Raw genomic sequence first — 18,204 nt, forward strand, 5'->3', positions numbered from 1 at the left:
CAAGCATAACAGAAGAAACGGCGATATATAGATCAAAACGTGAACGGAATGGACGACCCGCAATATCCTCGCACGCTATCGCTCTTCCGCGCTCGGGGAGAAGAAATCGCCGTCCGATTTAACGATTGCTCAACCATATTGGCCAAAACCTGCGGCGCAGAAATTCCTTCCCGCGCCGCGCGCCAAGTACAGAGATCTCCATGACCGCCCAGCAGACCGACAATGCCCTCAGGCAGCGCCTCGACTTCATCGAACTGGATGAGGCGGCGCGCAAGTCGATGCGGGATCTGCGCCCTGTCATATCAGAGCTGATCGGCGGCGCCCTTGATAAATTCTACGCCAAGATCGCCAAGACCCCCGCTGTCGCCGGCTTCTTCGCCGATAAGAACCATGTCGGCCATGCCAGGAAGCGCCAGCAGGATCATTGGGCCAATCTCGCCGGCGGCGCATTCGACGAGAGCTATGTCAACGGCGTGACCGCAGTCGGCCGCACCCACGCCCGCATCGGGCTGGAGCCGCGCTGGTATATTGGCGGTTACGCCATCGTCATGTCCGAGCTCGTCAAGGGCATCATGGAGAAGCAGTGGCCGTCGATCTTTGCGCGCCAGCAGGGCAAGGCATTGGCCGAGAAGCTGTCGGCCGTCATCAAGGCCGGCATGCTCGACATGGATTATTCCATCTCGGTCTATCTGGAGACGCTCGAAGCCAAGCGTCGCGCCCTGGAAGAAGAGCGCGCCCAGGCCGAATCCGACCAGGCGATCGCGCTGGAGCAGCTGCGCCGCGGTCTGGAAGCGCTGTCGAAAGGCGATCTCGAAGCCACCCTGCCGTCCGACCTACCGGGCAATTTTAGGCACATGGCCGAGGATTACAACCGCGCCGTCAGGGCGCTAAGCCAGTCCTTCGCCTCCGTACGCGAGACCTCGGGCCATATCATGAGCGGCGCCGACGTTATATCCAATGCGACCAACGATCTGGCGCTGCGCACCGCCCAGCAGGCGGCAGGCGTCGAGGAGAGCTCGGCCGCCCTGCAGCAGCTGTCCGTCAGCGTCGGCCAGACGGCCGCCAATGCCGAGAAGGCTTCGGCCGCCGTGCGCGAGACGCAAGAGAAGGCGAAGAACTCCGGCGAACTCGTCACCAGCGCCGTTTCGGCGATGGCCGGCATCGAGAAATCCTCGACCGGGATCTCCAAGATCATCGGCGTTATCGACGAGATCGCCTTCCAGACCAACCTGCTGGCGCTGAACGCCGGTGTCGAGGCGGCACGCGCCGGTGATGCCGGCAAGGGTTTTGCCGTTGTCGCCCAGGAAGTCCGCCAGCTCGCCCAGCGCACCGCGGAAGCGGCCAAGGAGATCAAGAACCTGATCTCTCAGAGTTCGACCCAGGTCAATCAGGGCGTCGGCATCGTCTCCAGCACCGGTGAGGCGCTGAACGATATGATCAGCCGCATCGATATCATCAACCGTTTCGTCGCCGATATCGCCGCCGCCGCGCGCGATCAGGCGACCGGCGTCAACGAGGTCAGCCTCGCCGTCCGCAACATGGGTGCGATCACCCAGCAGAATTCGGACATGGTCGAGCACTCCTCGGCAGAAACCCGCCGGCTCAAGGACGAGGTGGAGAGCCTGATCGAGCTGCTGCGGCGCTTCCGCGCCCGGCCGGAGGGCCATTCCGCCAGTGCTGCCCGCCGGGCGGCCTGAGGCGAATATGGCGAAATTCCAGGCGGGGATGCAAAAAAGCGTATTCCCCGCCTGCCGGATAATTCCATAGTCGGAAAAGATGGGTTATGGGAACGCCATGACCATCAAGCCACTCATCATTCTTCCCGATCCCGTTCTCCGCCAGCTGTCCAAGCCGATCGAGCGGGTGGACTCCGACCTGCAGCGTCTTGCCGACGATATGCTGGAAACCATGTACGACGCGCCGGGCATCGGCCTTGCCGCGATCCAGATCGGCGTGCCGCGCCGCATGCTCGTCATCGACATCTCGCGCGAAGGCGAGGAAAAACAGCCGCAGGTCTTCATAAACCCGGAGATCGTCAAATCCTCCGACGAGCGCTCCGTCTATGAGGAAGGCTGCCTTTCGATTCCGGATTATTATGCCGAGGTCGAGCGCCCGGCCGTTGTCTCGGTCAAATATCTCGACCGCAACGGCAAGGAACAGACCGTGGAAGCCGACGGGCTGCTTGCCACCTGCCTGCAGCACGAGATCGACCACCTGAACGGCGTGCTGTTCATCGACTACATCTCGCGGCTGAAGCGGGAGATGGTGATCAAGAAATTCACCAAGGCGGCGAAGTCCAAGGCGCTCTGACGCTGCGTTGAAAATTCACCGGCGAGGCACTATGATATCACTGATATCATAGTGGAGGCGCCATATGGGTGACTTTCTGATCAGAAACATTTCCGAAGCAATGAAGCGAGACATTGCGGAATCGGCGCAGCGGAGCGGAAACAGCCTTTCCGACGAGGCCAAGGAGCTTTTGCGGGACGCGCTGAAAAGAAAAACCGAAGCAAAGCCCGAGACTTTGTCGGCATATGAAGCAATACGCGCCGCTTTCGTCAGCGAAAACGCAGTTGACGATGAATTCGCTGCAATCATGGACGAAATCGAGGCCGCGCGGAAAAAGGATTTCGGCAGGCCGTTCGAGGATTTCGAATGATCGTTCTCGATACGAATGTGATTTCCGAGTTCGCCAAGCCATTGCCGAGTGAAAAGGTGAAGGCTTGGATATTGCGGCAGGATGGCTCGAGAATCTGGCTTTGCACGGTTGGCTTGATGGAGCAGATTTACGGAGCCGAAAGGGTTTTCTTGAAGACAGGATCAGACCGCTTCTTTCGCGCGATGGAGAATTTGGTGAAAGGCCAGTTTCGCGATCGTATCGCCGGCTGGGATTTGGAAACGGCTATGGCAACCGGTCGCTTGCGGGCGAAACGCGAAAGCATAGGGCGGCCGATTTCTGTCCAGGATGCCATGATTGCCGCCATCTGCCTTGCAAACGGCGCGACGCTTGCGACCCGCAACACTCGAGATTTCGAGGGGCTTGATCTCAAGCTCGTAAACCCGTTTGAAGACGGTTGATCCTCAATTGGCGAGATAAAATGTCTCTTCGCATCATCTTCATGGGAACCCCGGAGTTCTCGGTTCCGACCCTGCGCCTGCTCGTCGATGCCGGGCACGGGATCGTTGCGGTCTATACGCAGCCGCCGCGGCCGGGCGGGCGGCGCGGCCTCGATCTGCAGAAATCGCCGGTGCATCAGGCGGCCGAACTGCTCGGCCTGCCGGTCTTCACCCCGGTTAATTTCAAGGACCCCGAGGAACGCGAGAGGTTTCGTGGCCTGAATGCCGATGTCGGCGTCGTCGTTGCCTACGGACTGCTGCTGCCGGAAGCAATTTTGAACGGCACCCGGGATGGCTGCTACAATGGCCATGCCTCGCTGCTGCCGCGCTGGCGCGGTGCGGCACCGATCCAGCGGGCGATCATGGCCGGCGACGCAAAGACCGGCATGATGGTGATGAAGATGGACAAGGGTCTGGATACCGGCGCCGTCGCACTGACCCGCGAGGTCGAGATCGGCCCGGACATGACCGCTGGCGAGCTGCACGACCGGCTGATGTTGGTCGGCGCCAAGGCGATGGCGGAGGCCATGGTGAAACTCGAGATGAACGATCTGCCGCTGACGCCGCAGCCGGAAGACGGCGTGCTCTATGCCGCCAAGATCGACAAGGCCGAGACGCGCATCGATTTTTCCAGGGATGCCAAGGACGTGCACAATCACATCCGCGGCCTGGCGCCGTTTCCGGGGGCCTGGTTCGAGCTCGAAATCGGCGGCAAGCCGGAGCGGGTGAAGGTGCTGGGGTCCGAACTGGCTGAAGGGCAGGGTGCGGCCGGGCAATTGCTGACGGATGATCTCGTGGTCGCCTGCGGCTCGGGCGCGGTGCGGTTGACCAGGCTGCAGAAGGCCGGCGGCAAGCCGCTGATGGCGGCGGATTTCCTCAGGGGCACGCCGCTTGCGGCGGGCATGAGGCTTTCCTGATGCCGCGTTTTCGCATGACCGTCGAATATGACGGCGGCCCCTATGTCGGCTGGCAGCGGCAGGAGAACGGCCCCTCGGTCCAGAGCGCGATCGAAGCCGCGGTGTTTTCCCTGACCGGCGAGACGGTGTTGGTCCGCGGCGCCGGACGCACCGATTCCGGCGTCCACGCCATGGGGCAGGTGATCCATGCCGATCTTTCGAAGGCGTGGTCGCCCTACCAACTGCAGAATGCCTTGAACGCGCATCTGAGGCTTGCCGGCGAGCGCGTCTCCATTCTCGACGTCGAGGCGGCTCCCGATTTCTTCGATGCGCGTTTTTCGGCGCTGCGGCGCCATTACCTCTATCGCATCGTCAGCCGCCGGGCGCCGCTGGCGCTTCAAGCCGGCAAGGCCTGGTGGGTGCCGAAGGTGCTCGACCACGAGGTCATGCACGCTGCCGCCCAGAGGCTGGTCGGCAGGCACGATTTTTCCACCTTCCGCGCCGCCCATTGCCAGGCAAATAGCCCGGTGCGCACGCTCGACCGGCTGGATGTGACGCGCAATGGCGAGTTAATCGAGATCCGCGCCACGGCGCAGAGTTTTCTCCACAACCAGATCCGTTCCTTCGCCGGCACGCTGAAGCTCGCCGGCGAAGGCAAGTGGACGCCTGATGATGTCGAGGCAGCGCTTCAGGCGCGCGACCGCAAGGCCTGCGGCCCGGTGGCGCCGCCGGACGGGCTCTATTTCATGCAGGTGGATTATCCCGACGTGATTCCCGATCGCCGAAGGCCGGTCACCGATACCGATGCCAATGACGGGGATGCTGACGATCCCTCGTAAGTTTACCCAAGAACAGGATGATTTTAGGCCGGGTCGGCCTAAAATCTGAATCCTGTTCTAAATTAAAGAGTTAGAGCATGATGTCGCCCGAAAACTGCTCACACTTTTCGGCATCATGCTCTAGACGGGATAGATGCCGAGGAAGTGCTGCAGATATTCCGAAAGGATCATCGATGGCACGAGCAGCACCAGTGTGAGCGCTCCGACCATCAGCGCGTGACCGTGGCAGATCATCCGGAGAATGCGCGCCAGCACGAAGACCTGCGCCAGCATGAAGGCGAGCAGCAGCAGCGAGACGAGGCCGACGGAGCCGGGCAGGAAGAACACCAGCGCCAGCAGCAGCCCGTTGATATAGGAGAGCGGCACGCCGAGCCAGTTGATGCTGACGACGACGGGGGCGAAACGCTCGCCCATGCGAAAAGCAAGCAGCAGCAGCCCGGCAAAGACCAGCGGCACAAACCAGTTGGCGAGTTCGACGAGGCCGAGCCTGAAATAGAAGGCAAAGTCGACATCGGCTTCCGGCGGCATAGAGCGCAGGAAGGCCTGCCGCCACCAGAGCCAGGAAATGCCCATCGGCGGCAGGCACCAGGCCATCGCCCAGAACGAGCGGTTGACGCCGCGCTCGGACATGTCGAGGTAGCGGAAGCCGCGCGGATCCAGCCGGATCAGCAGCCAGAGGCCGGCCAGGTAATATTGAACCTCCCTAAAGCCCGGCATTGGCGAACCAGCGGGCGATGAAGGTTTCATAGATCGCCGTCAGCGTCTCCAGATCGGCGACAGCGACGCGCTCGTCGACCATGTGCATCGTCTGGCCGACGAGGCCGAACTCGACGACCGGGCAATAATCCTTGATGAAGCGCGCATCCGATGTGCCGCCGGTGGTCGAAAGCCGCGGCGATTGGCCGGAAATGCTTTCGACGGCTGAAGACAGCGAGGCGATCAGCGCATTGTTGCGCGTCAGGAAAACATGGCTCGGCCGGTCGGCCCAGACGATATCGTATTTCACCGGGTCGCGGCTCGGCCGCAGCGCGCCGTCCCGGGCAGCGGCGTCAAGACGGCGCAGGATTTCGGCACGCAGTGCTTCGACGGTCCAGCTGTCGTTGAAGCGGATGTTGAAACTCGCCGACGCCTTGGCCGGAATGACGTTGGTCGCCGGGTTGCCGACATCGACCGTGGTCACTTCGAGGTTCGACGGCTGGAAATCGTCGGTGCCGCCGTCAAACGGCGGGTCCATCAGCGCCTGCGTCAGCTGCAGCATGCCGCGCACCGGATTGTCGGCAAGGTGCGGATAGGCGGCATGGCCCTGCACGCCGTGTACGGTGATCCTGCCCGACAGCGAGCCACGCCGGCCGATCTTGATCATGTCGCCGAGCCTGTCCGGATTGGTTGGCTCCCCGACCAGGCAGGCATCCCAGCGCTCACCGCGCTCGGCTGCCCATTGCAGCAGTTTGATCGTGCCGTTGATCGCCGGACCTTCTTCGTCGCCGGTGATGAGAAAGGAAATCGAGCCCTTGGGCTGCCCGTTTTTCTCGATATGGCGGGCGACCGCGGCGACGAAACAGGCAATGCCGCCCTTCATGTCGACGGCGCCGCGGCCGAAAAGTTCGCCCTTCGAAATCTGGGCCTCAAAGGGCGGATGCGTCCAGGCGGCTTCGTCGCCGACCGGCACGACATCGGTATGGCCGGCAAACATCAGGTGCGGGCCGTCCTTGCCGAGGCGGGCATAGAGGTTTTCAATGTCAGGTGTTCGCTCTTCGCTCGCCTTCACTCTGTCGACCGTAAAGCCGAGCGGCGCAAGCATTGCCTCCAGCGCCGACAGCGCGCCGCCTTCGGCGGGCGTCACGGACGGGCAGCGAATCAGCGTCTGAAGATTGGCGACGGGGTCGGTAGCGGTCATGGCGGTCGAACTATCCGGCGGGAATGGCAAAGACATGGCAAGGCGGGGCCGCCTCGCGTAAAAAGACGCCGTCTGTTTACCGGATCAACGTCGCGGTGTCATCAATCTCTAAGCAGCTCGTTGATGCCGGTCTTCGAGCGGGTCTTTTCATCGACGCGCTTGACGATGACGGCGCAGTAGAGATGCGGCGCCGGCTGGCCGTTGCCCATCGTCGCATTGCCCGACGGCATCGAGCCGGCGACGACGACGGAATAGGGCGGCACTTCGCCGTAGGTCACCTCGCCGGTGGCGCGGTCGACGATCTTGGTCGACTTGCCGATAAAGACGCCCATGCCGAGCACCGAGCCTTCGCGGATGATGCAGCCTTCGACCACCTCGGAACGGGCGCCGATGAAGCAATTGTCCTCAATGATCGTCGGGCCGGCCTGCATCGGCTCCAAGACGCCGCCAATGCCGACGCCGCCGGAGAGATGCACATGCTTGCCGATCTGCGCGCAGGAGCCGACCGTTGCCCAGGTATCGACCATCGTGCCTTCGCCGACATAGGCGCCGAGATTGACGAAGGAAGGCATCAGGATGGCGTTCGGGGCGATGTAAGCCGAGCGGCGCACGACGCAGTTCGGCACGGCGCGGAAGCCGGCGGCGCGGAAGTGGTTCTCGCCCCAGTTTTCGAATTTCGAAGGAACCTTGTCCCACCAGGTCGAGTTGCCCGAACCGCCCTTGACCACGTCCATGTCGTTGAGGCGGAAGGACAAGAGCACAGCCTTCTTCAGCCACTGATTGACCGTCCAGGCGCCGTCGGAGCTGCGTTCGGCGACGCGGACCTTGCCGGCATCGAGCAAATCGAGCGCTGATTCGACCGCATCGCGAACCTCGCCCTTCGTCGACGTGTTCACATTGTCGCGATTGTCGAAGGCGGCTTCGATGATCTTTTCGAGGGATGCGAGGTCGGTGGCGCTCATGAGAATTCCTTAAACTTCGATCTTTATCGTGGAGACGGCGGGGTCTCCGGAATTGCGGTTGGCGGGGGTCAATCCTGCTCTACAGTATGAACCCGTAGAACGGAATGATTTTTCCGACAAGATCATATCTGGATTCAAGGCGTTATAGCGACATATCCGGTTTCGAAGCCGGCAATACTGAAAGGCATTTCGACATGGCGAAGGGACGAAACGGCGGTTCGCGGCGCAAGGATGGCGTATGGGACCCGCTGAAGAGCAGCTCGACCGACAGGCAGCGCGCCGAAGCCGTGCCGAAGACGCCGCAGACGCTATCGCCTGCCTACCGCCTTGCCTATGTCGACGAGGATTTCCTCTGCCGCGAGGAATTGCGGCCGATCCGCCTGCAGCTGGAGTTGTTGAAGACGGAGATGATGCTGACCGAACGCGGCATCAAGTCGACCGTCGTCATGTTCGGCGGCGCCCGCATTCCCGCCCCCGGCCAGAGCGCCTGGGCAGCCCGCAACGATATCCAGCGCGTCAACCTGGAGGCGGCCTCCGTCTACTATGACGAGGCGCGCAAATTCGCCCGGCTCTGCTCGAAATATTCGGCCACCTTGAATTTCCACGAATATGTCATCGTCACCGGCGGCGGCCCCGGGGTGATGGAGGCGGGCAATCGCGGCGCGGCCGACGAGGGCGCACCTTCGATCGGCCTCAACATCGTACTGCCGCACGAGCAGGCGCCGAACGCCTATGTGACGCCGGAACTCAGCTTCAACTTCCACTATTTCGCCATCCGCAAGATGCACTTCATGGTGCGCGCCAAGGCGATCGCGGTCTTTCCCGGTGGCTTCGGCACGCTTGACGAATTCTTCGAATGCCTGACGCTGATCCAGACCGGCCGCATGGAGCGCCTGCCGCTGATCCTCTTCGGGGAGTCGTTCTGGAGGAGGATCATCAATTTCGAGGCATTGGCCGAATTCGGCACGATCGCGCCTGACGACGTCAAGCTGATCAGCTTCGTCGATACGGCAGAAGCGGCATGGAAGATCGTGCAGGATTTCTACGAACACCGCGAGTAAGGGCTCAAGCGCGCGCTTCGGCCGAACGACGCGCATTCATAATTCCCCCGCTCCTTCCCGCGGAGCAGGAATGGAGCGGGAGGAACGGTTCGTCCGGCCTTACAGAAGCGGCCGGTCCGGCATGTCGTCGATCGAGATGACGCCGTCCTTGTTGCGGTCCATTCGCGCAAACAGCTTGTCGAAGGCGGCTTCGGCTTCCTGTTTGGAGATCTGGCCGTTCTGGTCTGTGTCGATCCGTTGCATCATCAGCGAGGCGCGCATGAAGTTGCCGCCATGGCGCATCCAGCGATGTCCGTCACGACCGTCGTGGCCGTCGCGCGGCGGCCGTCCCTGGTCATTGTTGTCGGAGGTTTCAGGCGCCGTGGGTGCGGCGTTCGCATCCTTGTTTTCGCCGGCTTCCTGCTTGCGCTGATCTCTCATCGCCTGCATCTGCGTTTTCCGGTACTCACGGATTTCGCCCGGTGTCAGCGAACCGTCCTTGTTGGTGTCGATCGCAGCGAAGATCTTGTCGATACCGGCGGTCGCCTCGTCCTTGGAGATCTGTCCGTCCTTGTTCGTGTCGAACTGCTTCAGCATGCGGACATAGGTGATTTCGCGGAAGGCAGCAGGCCCCGGACCGTGCATGCCGGGGTGCTGACGCGGCCCGTCACCGGGTGCGGCAAAAACTGCCCCGGCGGCTGCGCCGAAGATGAGGGTGGAGGAAAGCGCTGCCAGTATCAGCTTGTTGCGGTACATCGTGTTTGCCTTTCGTAAGGTGTCCCCTCACGAAAGAAGCTATGGCAGCAGGCCCGAAAGACCCAGTTAAACATCGGTAAGCTGAATGAAAACTTCGTAATGCTTCAGCCGATAATCTTGCGGAGAAAAGCGGCGAGATCGTCGGTGACGAAATCGATATGATCCTCCTCGCCACTGGTCTTTTCCCACCATTCGACGACCGTCTCTTCCAGATTGCGCGGTACGAGCAGTACGGTCTGCATGCCGAGCGCCTTCGGCACCGTCAGGTTGCGCGGCAGATCCTCGAACATCGCCGCCTTGGCAGTTTCGACGCGCTTCAGCGCCGTGAACTTGTCGTAGGTCGCCTGCGCCGGCTTCGGCACGTAATCGGCGGCGACGATATCGAAGATGTCGTCGAAATGCTCGAGAATGCCGAGCGCCTCCGCCGTCATTTCGGCATGCTTGACGCTGCCATTGGTGAAGATGAATTTGCGCCCCGGCAGCGCCTTGATCGCCTCGCCGAGTTCCGGCTGCGGCGTCAGCGCCGTGTAGTCGATCGCATGCGCCTTTTCGAGGAAATCGTTCGGGTCGATGCCATGATGGATCATCAGGCCCTGCAGCGTCGTGCCATGGTCGAGGTAATATTGCTTCTGCAGCTTGCGCGCCTCTTCCCGCTCCATCTGCAAGAGCGCCGCGACATAGGCGGTCATGTTCTTGTCGATCTGCGCGAAGAGATTGACATGATGCGGATAGAGCGTGTTGTCGAGGTCGAAGACCCAGTCTGTGACGTGCTCGAAATCGGTTTTATCAGGCGTGCGGTCGATCTTGGTCATGGCGGTCTTATGGCACGGCTGCTGTGGGAAACCAAAGGCTTTTGGCTCCCAGCTCAGCCTGACATCGGCTTCCGCAAAAATGCCGTCAGATTTTCACAACTTTAAGAGGATTTTGTCTGAATATTGCCATTGATCGCTGGTGACTTTCTGCCTGCGTCAGACAGGGGGACCCGCAAGGGGTAAAGTCGCATGAAGATCGTTCTGATCAATCCGCCGCATACGGCGATCGGCAGTCGCATTCCCGATGATCACCTTCCACCGCTCGGCCTTCTTTCGGTCGGCGGCCCGCTGATCGACGACGGTCATATCGTCAGTCTCATCGATGCCGAGTTCGGACCGATGACGATAGCGGAGATTGTCAGCCGTGTGGTGGCCAGTGGCCCCGATTTGGTGCTGATCGGCCATTCCGGCTCGACCTCGGCCCATCCCACCGCCCGCGCGATCGCAGAGGCGGTCAAGCACAGCGATGCTGCTATCCGCATTGTTTATGGCGGTGTCTTCCCGACCTATCACTGGCGGGAGGCGATGGCCGAGACCGAGGCATTCGATATCCTCGTGCGCGGCGAAGGCGAGGAAACGATGCGGCGGCTTGCCTGCACCCTGGCGACGGGCCGCCCGCTCGCAACCGTTCCCGGCATCGCCTTTCGCGATGGCGATGGCGAAATCCTGGCAACACAGCCGGCGCAGGCGATCGCCGATCTCGATGCCTATCGCGTCGGCTGGGAGCTGATCGATCATCGCCACTACAGTTATTGGGGCGGCAAGCGCGCTGTCGTCATGCAGTTTTCGCGCGGCTGTCCGCATCTTTGCAACTACTGTGGCCAGCGCGGTTTCTGGACCCGCTGGCGTCACCGCTCGCCGGAACTGTTTGCCCGCGAGATCGCCAGGCTTTATCGCGAAGAGGGTGTGGAACTTATCAATCTCGCCGACGAGAATCCGACCTCTTCGCGAAAGGCCTGGCTCGCTTTTCTCGAAGCGATGATCACCGAGAACGTGCCGGTGCAGATTGTCGGATCGACACGGGCCGATGATATCGTCCGCGATGCCGATATCCTGCATCTCTACCGCAAAGCGGGTGTCGTGCGCTGGTTGATCGGTATGGAAAACACCGACGAGGCAACCTTGACGCTGATCAAGAAGGGCGGAGCCAAGACGACTGACCGGGAGGCGATCCGCCTTCTGCGCCAACACGATATCCTCTCCATGGCGACCTGGGTCGTCGGTTTCGAGGAGGAGAAGCTGAGCCATCTCTGGCGCGGCTTCCGGCAATTGCTTTCCTATGATCCCGACCAGATCCAGGCGCTCTATGTGACGCCACATCGCTGGACGCCCTTCTTCCGCATTGCCCGCGATCGACAGGTCATCGAAACCGACATCCGTAAATGGGACTACAAGCATCAGGTACTGAAGATGCGGCACCTCAACCCGATCGTGCTGGTCGCCTGCGTTAAGCTCATCGAGGTGGCGGTCCAGGCGCGGCCGAAGGCACTGCTGCGCATACTCTTCCATCGCGATCGCCAGCAACGCCATTCCATGCGCTGGTATACGCAAATGGGTCGTCGCGTCTGGTTTCATGAGATCCTCGAATTCCTCTTCCGCCGCCGCCATCTCAAGGATGGCCCGACGCTCGAGAATTTCTGGGGCGCACCGCAGGATTCAGAGGAGGAATCGATGTTGCGCCCGCAACGGCATGTGAAAAGCCTCGACGCGGCGGAATAAAATAGACGCCCGATTTTCGGCGGACGGCGCAGGCACGGAATGCTAGAAAGCGGTCATGCTTTTCGAACGCCCCGATGATGATACGCTCTATGATGCCCTGATCGCGCGCAGTGCCGATTATGAGGGTCAGGCCTATGTCTGCGTCAAGACGACAGGTATCTTCTGCCGTCTGACCTGCCCGGCGCGCAAGCCGAGGCGGGAAAATACCATCTTTTTCGACACGATCGCCGCCTGCATGCATTCCGGTTTCCGCCCGTGCCAGCGCTGCAGGCCGCTGGAGCAGCCGGGCAGGGAGCCGATCGTCGACGAACTGCTTGCCGCACTGGACCGCGAGCCGCAGCTGCGCTGGACCGAGGATGAGCTCATGCGCAGGGGCCATGACCCCTCGACGGTGCGCCGCGCCTTCAAACGCGGGCTCGGCGTGACCTTCCACGATATCGTCCGCTATATCCGGCTGGGCGAGGCGGCCCGGCAACTGGCCGATGGCGCGCGCGTCATCGATGCGCAGCTCGAGGCGGGATATGACTCCCCAAGTGGTTTCCGGACGGCTTTTCAGCGGCTCGTCGGCAAAGCGCCGGCGCTGTCGCAGAACCGCGAACTGCTCTCTGCCGACTGGTTCGACACCCCGCTCGGGCCGATGGTAGCGGTTGCCGACAAGACGCATCTCCACCTTCTCGAATTCCACGACCGTAAGGCATTGCCGACCGAGCTCGAGGCGCTGCAGAAGCGCGTCCGCTCCTCGGTCGCGATCGGCCGCACGCCGGCGATCGACCAGATCGAGGCAGAAATCCGGGATTATTTCGAAGGGCGGCTGACCGTCTTCAGGACGCCGTTGGCCCTTGGTGGCACACCCTTCGAAAAACATGTCTGGGCAAAACTCATGGAGATTCCTGCCGGCCAGACGCGCGCCTATGGCGATCTCGTCAGGGAGATGGAAAGGCCGGAAGTGGTGCGTGCCGTCGGCCGCGCCAACGGCGCCAACCAGCTCGCCATCATCGTGCCCTGCCATCGCATCCTCGGCGTGGATGGTTCGCTGACCGGCTATGGCGGCGGGCTCTGGCGCAAGCAATGGCTGCTGCGGCATGAAGAGAAGATCAGAGCACAAGCACCTAACCAAGCACCTAACATGGAGGAGACGGCATGAACCAGACTGAAAAGGCCGAGCTGTTCGGCACGCTGCACCAGAAGGGCAACCCCGTTGTTCTCTACAATATCTGGGATGCCGGCACGGCGAGGGCGGTTGCCGATGCCGGCGCCAAGGCGCTTGCCACGGGAAGCTGGTCGGTCGCCGCTGCCCATGGTTATGCCGACGGCGAGAAGCTGCCGATGTCGGTGCTGGTCGACACGGCGAAATCCATCACCGCTGTCATCGACCTGCCGCTTTCGGTCGATTTCGAAGGCGCCTATTCGGCCGAGCCTGAGGGTGCGGCCGCCAATGTCGCCAAGCTGGTGGAGGTCGGCGCCGTCGGCATCAATTTCGAGGATCAGGTGGTCGGCGGTGGTGGGCTTTATCCGGCCGAGAGGCAGGCTGCCCGCATCCGCGCCATTCGCGCCATGGCCGAAGGCAAGGGCATCCCCTTCTTCATCAACGCCCGCACCGATCTCTTCCTGGCCGAGAGCGATCTTTCCAAACATGCCGGTCTGGTGGACGAGGCGATCGAGCGCGGCCGGGCCTATGCGGCGGCCGGCGGCAGCGGCTTCTTCGTGCCTGGCTTGATCGATCCCGCCTTGATCGAGAAGATCTGCGCCGCCTCGCCGCTGCCGGTCAACATCATGATGCGGACAGGCGCCCCGGATGTGAAAACGCTGGCAAAGCTCGGCGTCGGCCGCGTCAGTTATGGCCCCGGGCCTTACCGGTCGATGATGGAAAAGCTGAAACAGGAGGCGGCGGCGATTTATAGCCCGCTCTGACGTCGAAAGTCCGAGGGCCGCAGATCTGGTGCGAAAGGCTGCGGCCCGCAATGAAATCCCGTTCCGCTCAGGAACGGAAGCGCAGATTTCGCCGCGTCAGCTGGCTGACCGAGGTGCAGCCCATCAGCTTCATGCCGCGCTCGATCTCGGTGCGCATCGTCTCCAGCGCCCGTTCGACGCCGGGCTGTCCGGCAGCGGCAAGCGGGAAGAGATAGTAGCGCCCGAGCCCGACGGCCTTCGCCCCCAGCGACAGCGCTTTAAGAACATGCGTTCCCCGCTGCACACCGCCATCCATCATCACGTCGATCCGGTCGCCCACGGCGTCGACGATCTCGGCCAGCTGGTCGAATGCGCTGCGCGAGCCGTCGAGCTGGCGCCCGCCATGATTGGAAAGCACGATACCGCTGCAGCCGATCTCGGCCGCGCGCTTGGCGTCTTCGACCGACATGATGCCCTTAAGGCAGAATGGCCCGCCCCATTCGCGCACCATCTCCGCCACGTCGTCCCACGACATCGAGGGGTCCAGCATCTCGGTGAAGTATCGGCTGATCGACAGCGCGCCGCCGTCCATCTTGACGTGGTTTTCGAGCTGCGGCAGCCGGAAGCGCTCATGCGTCAGCCAGTCGATCGCCCAGGAAGGCTTGATCGCGAACTGGGTCATGCCGGCAAGATTGAGCTTGAAGGGAATGGCAAAGCCCGTGCGCTTGTCGCGCTCGCGGTTGCCGCCGGTGATGCTGTCGACCGTCAGCATCATCGCCTGCACGCCGGCATTTTTCGCTCGCGCCATCATCTCGCGGTTGAGGCCGCGGTCCTTGTGGAAATAGAACTGATAGACCTGCGGCCCGTTGCTGATCTGTCTCGCTTCCTCCAGGCTGATCGTGCCGAGCGAGGAGACGCCGAACATCGTGCCGTGTTTTGCTGCCGCCGCCGCGACCGCCCGCTCTCCCTGGTGGTGAAAAAGGCGCTGCAACGCCGTCGGCGAGCAATAGACCGGCATTGCGAGCTTCTGCCCCATGACGGTCACCGACATGTCGACCTCGGCCACACCGCGCAAAACGTCAGGCACCAGATCGCAAGCCTCGAAGGCCGCTGTATTGCGCCGGTACGTCACCTCGTCATCGGCACCGCCGTCGATATAGTCGAATATCGGCCCGGGAAGACGCCGTTTGGCCATGCGCCGGAAATCGTGAAAATTATAGCAGTCTGTCAGGCGCATTTGTTTCCTCGATACCCTGTTCCCGTGTGAGGAAGATCCGCCCTTCGCAAGTGAAGGGCGCAGCCTCGCTCAGGGGACGATCAGCGTTCCGACGCCGTGCTCGGTGAAGATCTCGAGCAGGACGGAATGGGCGGTCTTGCCGTTCAGGATGACGACACCCTGCACGCCGGCCTTGATCGCATCGATGCAGGTCTCGACCTTCGGGATCATGCCGCCCGAAATCGTACCGTCGGCGATCAGCGCATGCGCTTCGGCGACGGAAAGCTCCTTGAGGAGCTGGCCGCTCTTGTCGAGCACGCCCGGCACATCGGTGAGGAACAGCAGCCGGGTGGCGTTCAGCGCGCCGGCAATGGCGCCGGCGAAGGTATCGGCGTTGATATTGTAGGTGGCGCCGTCGCGGCCAGGCGCCACGGGCGCGATGACCGGGATCATCTCGGAGCGGGCGAGCAGATCGAGCAGCGTGCGGTCGACCTCGACCACTTCGCCGACGAAACCGAGATCGAGCACGCGCTCGATGTTCGAATCCGGATCCTTCACGGTCTTGCGCGCCTTTTCGGCGAAGACCATGTTGCCGTCCTTGCCGCAAAGGCCGATCGCCCATTCGCCGGTCTGGTTGATGAGGGCGACGATTTCCTTGTTGATCGAGCCGGCGAGCACCATTTCGACGATCTCGACCGTCTTCTGGTCGGTGACGCGAAGCCCGCCCTCGAATTTCGATTCGATGCCCATCTTGCTCAGCATGGCGCCGATCTGCGGGCCGCCGCCGTGAACGACGATCGGGTTGACGCCGGATTGCTTCAAGAGTGCGATGTCGCTGGCGAAGGCCTTGCCGAGCTCGGGATTGCCCATCGCGTGGCCACCATATTTCACGACAATCGTCTTGTTCTCGTAACGCTGCATGAAGGGCAGTGCCTTGGCCAGAAGCCGTGCCTGCATTTCGCTTTCGGTTTCGTTCATGGGAACCCCGCAGAATTGTTCGCGGCCTTTTATCGTAAGTTTCTGACAGAGGGAATAATCCAGAGGGCAATAGTTTTTCGTATCTGGCGCGAAGCCGGCGGCCGCTACCGTCCGGCGCACGCAAGCTTGAGATGAGGAACGGCATGCAAGGCGATGAGATTGCAGACCTGATCGGCCGCGTCGCATTGAGCGATCGCAGGGCCTTCGTTGCCCTTTACAACCAGACTGGGCCGAAACTTTTTGCGATCTGCCTGCGTATCTTGAAGGATCGCTCGGAAGCCGAAGAGGTCCTGCAGGAAGTCTATATCAGCATCTGGCAGCGCGCTCGCAGCTTCTCCGTCGCTTCGGGTTCGTCCGCGGCCTGGCTCGCGTCGATTGCCCGCAACCGGTCGATCGACGCGCTGCGGGCGCGCAAGCCCATCGCCGACGAATTGGATACGGTCTATGATCTTGCCGATGCCGGACCAGACCCGGAAAGACAGACGATGACGAAGGATGAAGGAAGGCGGATTGACACCTGCATGGAAGAGTTGGAAGCTGATCGCGCGGTCGCGGTGAAACGGGCTTATGTCGAAGGGCTGAGCTATCAGGAGCTGGCCGATCAGTTTGGTGTCCCGCTGAACACGATGCGGACCTGGCTTAGGCGCAGCCTCTTGAAACTGAGAGAGTGCATGGAACGATGACATCGCCCGACAAAAGCAAGGGAGACCGCTCCCGCGACGAGGTTCTCGCCGGCGAATATGTGCTTGGCGTCCTATCGATGCAGGACCGTCGAGTGGTAGAAGAGCGGATGCGCCACGACCGGCCCTTCGCTGCGATCGTCAGCCGCTGGGAAACCAACCTCTCCGCCTTCAACGACGAGTATGAAGGTGTCGCTCCGAACCGGGAAACCTTCAAGCAGATCGAGGCGCGGCTTTTCGGCGATGGCCAAAAGCCCGCATCCTTTTCGCAAGGGCTATGGAATTCCGCCGTTTTCTGGCGCTCGCTGAGCTTCGCCTGCGTCGTCGTCGCCGTCAGCGCCGTCATCTTCGCCTCCGGCGTGGTGCCGCAGCCGCAGGGACCGGCACCGCTGGTGGCCTCGCTTTCGGGCCAGAACAGCACCGTCAACCTTCTCGCCTCCTACGAGCTGCAGAGCGGCCGGCTGAAGATCGTGCCGGTCGCGGCCGGCAAGCCGGAGGAGAAGTCGCTGGAACTCTGGCTGGTGCCGGGCAGCGGCCTGCCGAAATCGCTCGGCGTCTTCCAGCCGGGCGAGAGCGGCGAACTCGTCATTCCCGCCGATCTGCGCAGCCAGGTCGCCGATGGCGCAACACTTGCCGTCAGCCTCGAACCCTTCGGCGGCTCGCCGACCGGCCAGGCGACCGGCCCGGTGATCGCAAGCGGTCCCCTGCGCCGACCATAATCTGGGTCGGCCATAAATCATTTTCTCCTGCCTGAAACTCTTCCGCGCGGCCCTCCGTAGTTCGAAATGTCCGGACGACGCTCAGGCATAAAGCCCGCGGATGGTGTCCGGTGAGGAGAAAATCATGATCAAGTCCGTATTGCGCGGCTTCGCGCTCGCCGCTCTCATGTCCGCTGTCGCCTTTGCCGCCGCGAAAAACCCGGTGGTTGGCGGTGCTGCGATGTTCGATAGCAAGAACATCATCGAGAACGCCGTGAATTCAAAGGATCACACGACGTTGGTCGCAGCCGTCAAGGCCGCCGGCCTGGTCGGCACGCTCGAGGGCAAGGGTCCTTTCACCGTCTTCGCGCCGACCAACGAAGCTTTCGCCGCGCTGCCGAAAGGCACCGTCGATACGCTGCTGAAGCCGGAAAACAAGGCGACGCTGACCAAGGTTCTGACCTGCCACGTCGTCGCCGCCGATGCCATGGCCAAGACCGTTGCCAAGATGATCAAGGATGACGGCGGCGAGCACGACATCAAGACCGTCGGCGGCTGTGTGCTGAAAGCCAAGGAAAGCATGGGTAAGATCACGCTGACCGATGAAAACGGCGGTGTCTCCCATGTGACGATCGCCGACGTCAAACAATCGAACGGCGTCATCCACGTTGTCGACAAGGTGCTGCTGCCGAAGATGTAAGCCC

At 61.9% G+C, this 18,204-nt stretch carries 20 protein-coding genes; 13 read left to right on the forward strand and 7 right to left on the reverse strand.

What is annotated here, in order from left to right; translation table 11 throughout:
• The first annotated feature begins 200 nt into the window (after window positions 1–200).
• The 6 genes from J3P73_RS02450 to truA all read left to right on the forward strand — a co-directional run bounded on the left by J3P73_RS02450 (window position 201) and on the right by truA (window position 4,852).
• The gene (locus tag J3P73_RS02450; RefSeq protein ID WP_020397423.1) at window positions 201–1,697 is read left to right on the forward strand and encodes a globin-coupled sensor protein; all 1,497 of its coding nucleotides are present in this window, start codon (window positions 201–203) and stop codon (window positions 1,695–1,697) included.
• Window positions 1,698–1,794: 97 nt separating this feature from the next.
• Entirely contained in the window at window positions 1,795–2,310 is a 516-nt protein-coding gene (gene def / locus J3P73_RS02455) for a peptide deformylase (protein WP_020397424.1), read from the forward strand.
• 64 nt (window positions 2,311–2,374) lie between these two features.
• Window positions 2,375–2,659, forward strand: a complete 285-nt coding sequence (locus J3P73_RS02460; RefSeq protein ID WP_018070090.1) for a plasmid stabilization protein — start codon at window positions 2,375–2,377, stop codon at window positions 2,657–2,659.
• Window positions 2,656–3,078 carry a type II toxin-antitoxin system VapC family toxin gene (locus J3P73_RS02465; RefSeq protein WP_018070091.1) on the forward strand — a complete coding sequence of 141 codons (423 nt, stop codon included), beginning with the start codon at window positions 2,656–2,658 and terminating at the stop codon, window positions 3,076–3,078. The genes J3P73_RS02460 and J3P73_RS02465 overlap by 4 nt, the downstream gene beginning before the upstream one ends.
• A 20-nt stretch (window positions 3,079–3,098) precedes the next feature.
• Complete coding sequence (fmt, locus tag J3P73_RS02470) at window positions 3,099–4,034, forward strand: methionyl-tRNA formyltransferase (protein WP_024323862.1); 936 nt, start codon at window positions 3,099–3,101, stop codon at window positions 4,032–4,034.
• Complete coding sequence (gene truA / locus J3P73_RS02475; protein WP_018070093.1) at window positions 4,034–4,852, forward strand: tRNA pseudouridine(38-40) synthase TruA; 819 nt, start codon at window positions 4,034–4,036, stop codon at window positions 4,850–4,852. Before fmt ends, truA begins: the two co-directional genes overlap by 1 nt.
• A gap of 120 nt (window positions 4,853–4,972) precedes the next feature.
• Here the strand turns inward: truA and J3P73_RS02480 are convergent, their stop codons facing one another.
• The 3 genes from J3P73_RS02480 to dapD form a co-directional block, all read right to left on the reverse strand.
• On the reverse strand, window positions 4,973–5,569 hold the full coding sequence (locus tag J3P73_RS02480; protein WP_018068716.1) for a hypothetical protein: 597 nt from the start codon (window positions 5,567–5,569) through the stop codon (window positions 4,973–4,975).
• Window positions 5,556–6,749: a succinyl-diaminopimelate desuccinylase gene (gene dapE, locus J3P73_RS02485; protein WP_027689523.1), complete on the reverse strand. Its 1,194-nt coding sequence runs from the start codon at window positions 6,747–6,749 to the stop codon at window positions 5,556–5,558. The genes J3P73_RS02480 and dapE overlap by 14 nt, the downstream gene beginning before the upstream one ends.
• 101 nt (window positions 6,750–6,850) lie before the next feature.
• Window positions 6,851–7,711: a 2,3,4,5-tetrahydropyridine-2,6-dicarboxylate N-succinyltransferase gene (gene dapD, locus J3P73_RS02490; RefSeq protein ID WP_018068718.1), complete on the reverse strand. Its 861-nt coding sequence runs from the start codon at window positions 7,709–7,711 to the stop codon at window positions 6,851–6,853.
• A 194-nt stretch (window positions 7,712–7,905) separates the two neighbouring features.
• On the opposite strand from dapD, the gene J3P73_RS02495 reads away from it, so the two are divergent.
• Complete coding sequence (locus J3P73_RS02495; protein WP_024323867.1) at window positions 7,906–8,772, forward strand: LOG family protein; 867 nt, start codon at window positions 7,906–7,908, stop codon at window positions 8,770–8,772.
• A gap of 99 nt (window positions 8,773–8,871) precedes the next feature.
• On the opposite strand, the gene J3P73_RS02500 is transcribed toward J3P73_RS02495, so the two are convergent.
• Together J3P73_RS02500 and J3P73_RS02505 are read right to left on the reverse strand one after the other, a co-directional pair.
• Window positions 8,872–9,507 carry an EF-hand domain-containing protein gene (locus J3P73_RS02500; RefSeq protein WP_027689524.1) on the reverse strand — a complete coding sequence of 212 codons (636 nt, stop codon included), beginning with the start codon at window positions 9,505–9,507 and terminating at the stop codon, window positions 8,872–8,874.
• Between the two features lie 104 nt (window positions 9,508–9,611).
• Window positions 9,612–10,319, reverse strand: coding sequence for a pyrimidine 5'-nucleotidase (locus tag J3P73_RS02505; protein WP_018485363.1), 708 nt, complete (start codon window positions 10,317–10,319; stop codon window positions 9,612–9,614).
• Window positions 10,320–10,508: 189 nt separating this feature from the next.
• Here J3P73_RS02505 and bchE point away from each other — a divergent pair, with 189 nt between their 5' ends.
• From bchE to J3P73_RS02520, 3 genes are read left to right on the forward strand one after another with little or no spacing between them, the layout of a single operon-like run.
• Complete coding sequence (gene bchE / locus J3P73_RS02510) at window positions 10,509–12,038, forward strand: magnesium-protoporphyrin IX monomethyl ester anaerobic oxidative cyclase (RefSeq protein ID WP_027689525.1); 1,530 nt, start codon at window positions 10,509–10,511, stop codon at window positions 12,036–12,038.
• Window positions 12,039–12,093: 55 nt separating this feature from the next.
• Window positions 12,094–13,182 (forward strand): bifunctional transcriptional activator/DNA repair enzyme AdaA, encoded by a 1,089-nt coding sequence (locus J3P73_RS02515; RefSeq protein ID WP_130764801.1) that lies wholly within the window; start codon window positions 12,094–12,096, stop codon window positions 13,180–13,182.
• Complete coding sequence (locus tag J3P73_RS02520; protein WP_027689526.1) at window positions 13,179–13,949, forward strand: isocitrate lyase/PEP mutase family protein; 771 nt, start codon at window positions 13,179–13,181, stop codon at window positions 13,947–13,949. Before J3P73_RS02515 ends, J3P73_RS02520 begins: the two co-directional genes overlap by 4 nt.
• Before the next feature lie 67 nt (window positions 13,950–14,016).
• On the opposite strand, the gene J3P73_RS02525 is transcribed toward J3P73_RS02520, so the two are convergent.
• Together J3P73_RS02525 and argB are read right to left on the reverse strand one after the other, a co-directional pair.
• On the reverse strand, window positions 14,017–15,165 hold the full coding sequence (locus J3P73_RS02525) for an alpha-hydroxy acid oxidase (RefSeq protein WP_018068725.1): 1,149 nt from the start codon (window positions 15,163–15,165) through the stop codon (window positions 14,017–14,019).
• A gap of 69 nt (window positions 15,166–15,234) precedes the next feature.
• Window positions 15,235–16,122: an acetylglutamate kinase gene (gene argB, locus J3P73_RS02530; protein WP_027689527.1), complete on the reverse strand. Its 888-nt coding sequence runs from the start codon at window positions 16,120–16,122 to the stop codon at window positions 15,235–15,237.
• A 143-nt stretch (window positions 16,123–16,265) separates the two neighbouring features.
• Between argB and J3P73_RS02535 the strand changes: the two genes are divergently transcribed.
• The 3 genes from J3P73_RS02535 (at window position 16,266) to J3P73_RS02545 (ending at window position 18,200) form a co-directional block, all read left to right on the forward strand.
• Window positions 16,266–16,805: a sigma-70 family RNA polymerase sigma factor gene (locus J3P73_RS02535; RefSeq protein WP_018068727.1), complete on the forward strand. Its 540-nt coding sequence runs from the start codon at window positions 16,266–16,268 to the stop codon at window positions 16,803–16,805.
• A complete protein-coding gene (locus J3P73_RS02540) occupies window positions 16,802–17,521 on the forward strand; it encodes an anti-sigma factor (protein ID WP_024323872.1) in 720 nt (239 codons plus the stop codon). Before J3P73_RS02535 ends, J3P73_RS02540 begins: the two co-directional genes overlap by 4 nt.
• 124 nt (window positions 17,522–17,645) lie before the next feature.
• Window positions 17,646–18,200: a fasciclin domain-containing protein gene (locus J3P73_RS02545; RefSeq protein WP_018068729.1), complete on the forward strand. Its 555-nt coding sequence runs from the start codon at window positions 17,646–17,648 to the stop codon at window positions 18,198–18,200.
• Window positions 18,201–18,204: the final 4 nt, after the last annotated feature.

The sequence above is a fragment of the Rhizobium ruizarguesonis genome (assembly GCF_017357285.1).
In the GTDB taxonomy this organism is placed as follows: Bacteria; Pseudomonadota; Alphaproteobacteria; order Rhizobiales; family Rhizobiaceae; genus Rhizobium; species Rhizobium ruizarguesonis.

Bases quoted from the DNA above. Each gene is read 5' to 3' on its own strand.
- J3P73_RS02450 (WP_020397423.1), top strand. From the start codon at position 201: ATGACCGCCCAGCAGACCGACAATGCCCTCAGGCAGCGCCTCGACTTC.
- def (WP_020397424.1), top strand. From the start codon at position 1,795: ATGACCATCAAGCCACTCATCATTCTTCCCGATCCCGTTCTCCGCCAG.
- J3P73_RS02460 (WP_018070090.1), top strand. From the start codon at position 2,375: ATGGGTGACTTTCTGATCAGAAACATTTCCGAAGCAATGAAGCGAGAC.
- J3P73_RS02465 (WP_018070091.1), top strand. From the start codon at position 2,656: ATGATCGTTCTCGATACGAATGTGATTTCCGAGTTCGCCAAGCCATTG.
- fmt (WP_024323862.1), top strand. From the start codon at position 3,099: ATGTCTCTTCGCATCATCTTCATGGGAACCCCGGAGTTCTCGGTTCCG.
- truA (WP_018070093.1), top strand. From the start codon at position 4,034: ATGCCGCGTTTTCGCATGACCGTCGAATATGACGGCGGCCCCTATGTC.
- J3P73_RS02480 (WP_018068716.1), bottom strand. From the start codon at position 5,569: ATGCCGGGCTTTAGGGAGGTTCAATATTACCTGGCCGGCCTCTGGCTG.
- dapE (WP_027689523.1), bottom strand. From the start codon at position 6,749: ATGACCGCTACCGACCCCGTCGCCAATCTTCAGACGCTGATTCGCTGC.
- dapD (WP_018068718.1), bottom strand. From the start codon at position 7,711: ATGAGCGCCACCGACCTCGCATCCCTCGAAAAGATCATCGAAGCCGCC.
- J3P73_RS02495 (WP_024323867.1), top strand. From the start codon at position 7,906: ATGGCGAAGGGACGAAACGGCGGTTCGCGGCGCAAGGATGGCGTATGG.
- J3P73_RS02500 (WP_027689524.1), bottom strand. From the start codon at position 9,507: ATGTACCGCAACAAGCTGATACTGGCAGCGCTTTCCTCCACCCTCATC.
- J3P73_RS02505 (WP_018485363.1), bottom strand. From the start codon at position 10,319: ATGACCAAGATCGACCGCACGCCTGATAAAACCGATTTCGAGCACGTC.
- bchE (WP_027689525.1), top strand. From the start codon at position 10,509: ATGAAGATCGTTCTGATCAATCCGCCGCATACGGCGATCGGCAGTCGC.
- J3P73_RS02515 (WP_130764801.1), top strand. From the start codon at position 12,094: ATGCTTTTCGAACGCCCCGATGATGATACGCTCTATGATGCCCTGATC.
- J3P73_RS02520 (WP_027689526.1), top strand. From the start codon at position 13,179: ATGAACCAGACTGAAAAGGCCGAGCTGTTCGGCACGCTGCACCAGAAG.
- J3P73_RS02525 (WP_018068725.1), bottom strand. From the start codon at position 15,165: ATGCGCCTGACAGACTGCTATAATTTTCACGATTTCCGGCGCATGGCC.
- argB (WP_027689527.1), bottom strand. From the start codon at position 16,122: ATGAACGAAACCGAAAGCGAAATGCAGGCACGGCTTCTGGCCAAGGCA.
- J3P73_RS02535 (WP_018068727.1), top strand. From the start codon at position 16,266: ATGCAAGGCGATGAGATTGCAGACCTGATCGGCCGCGTCGCATTGAGC.
- J3P73_RS02540 (WP_024323872.1), top strand. From the start codon at position 16,802: ATGACATCGCCCGACAAAAGCAAGGGAGACCGCTCCCGCGACGAGGTT.
- J3P73_RS02545 (WP_018068729.1), top strand. From the start codon at position 17,646: ATGATCAAGTCCGTATTGCGCGGCTTCGCGCTCGCCGCTCTCATGTCC.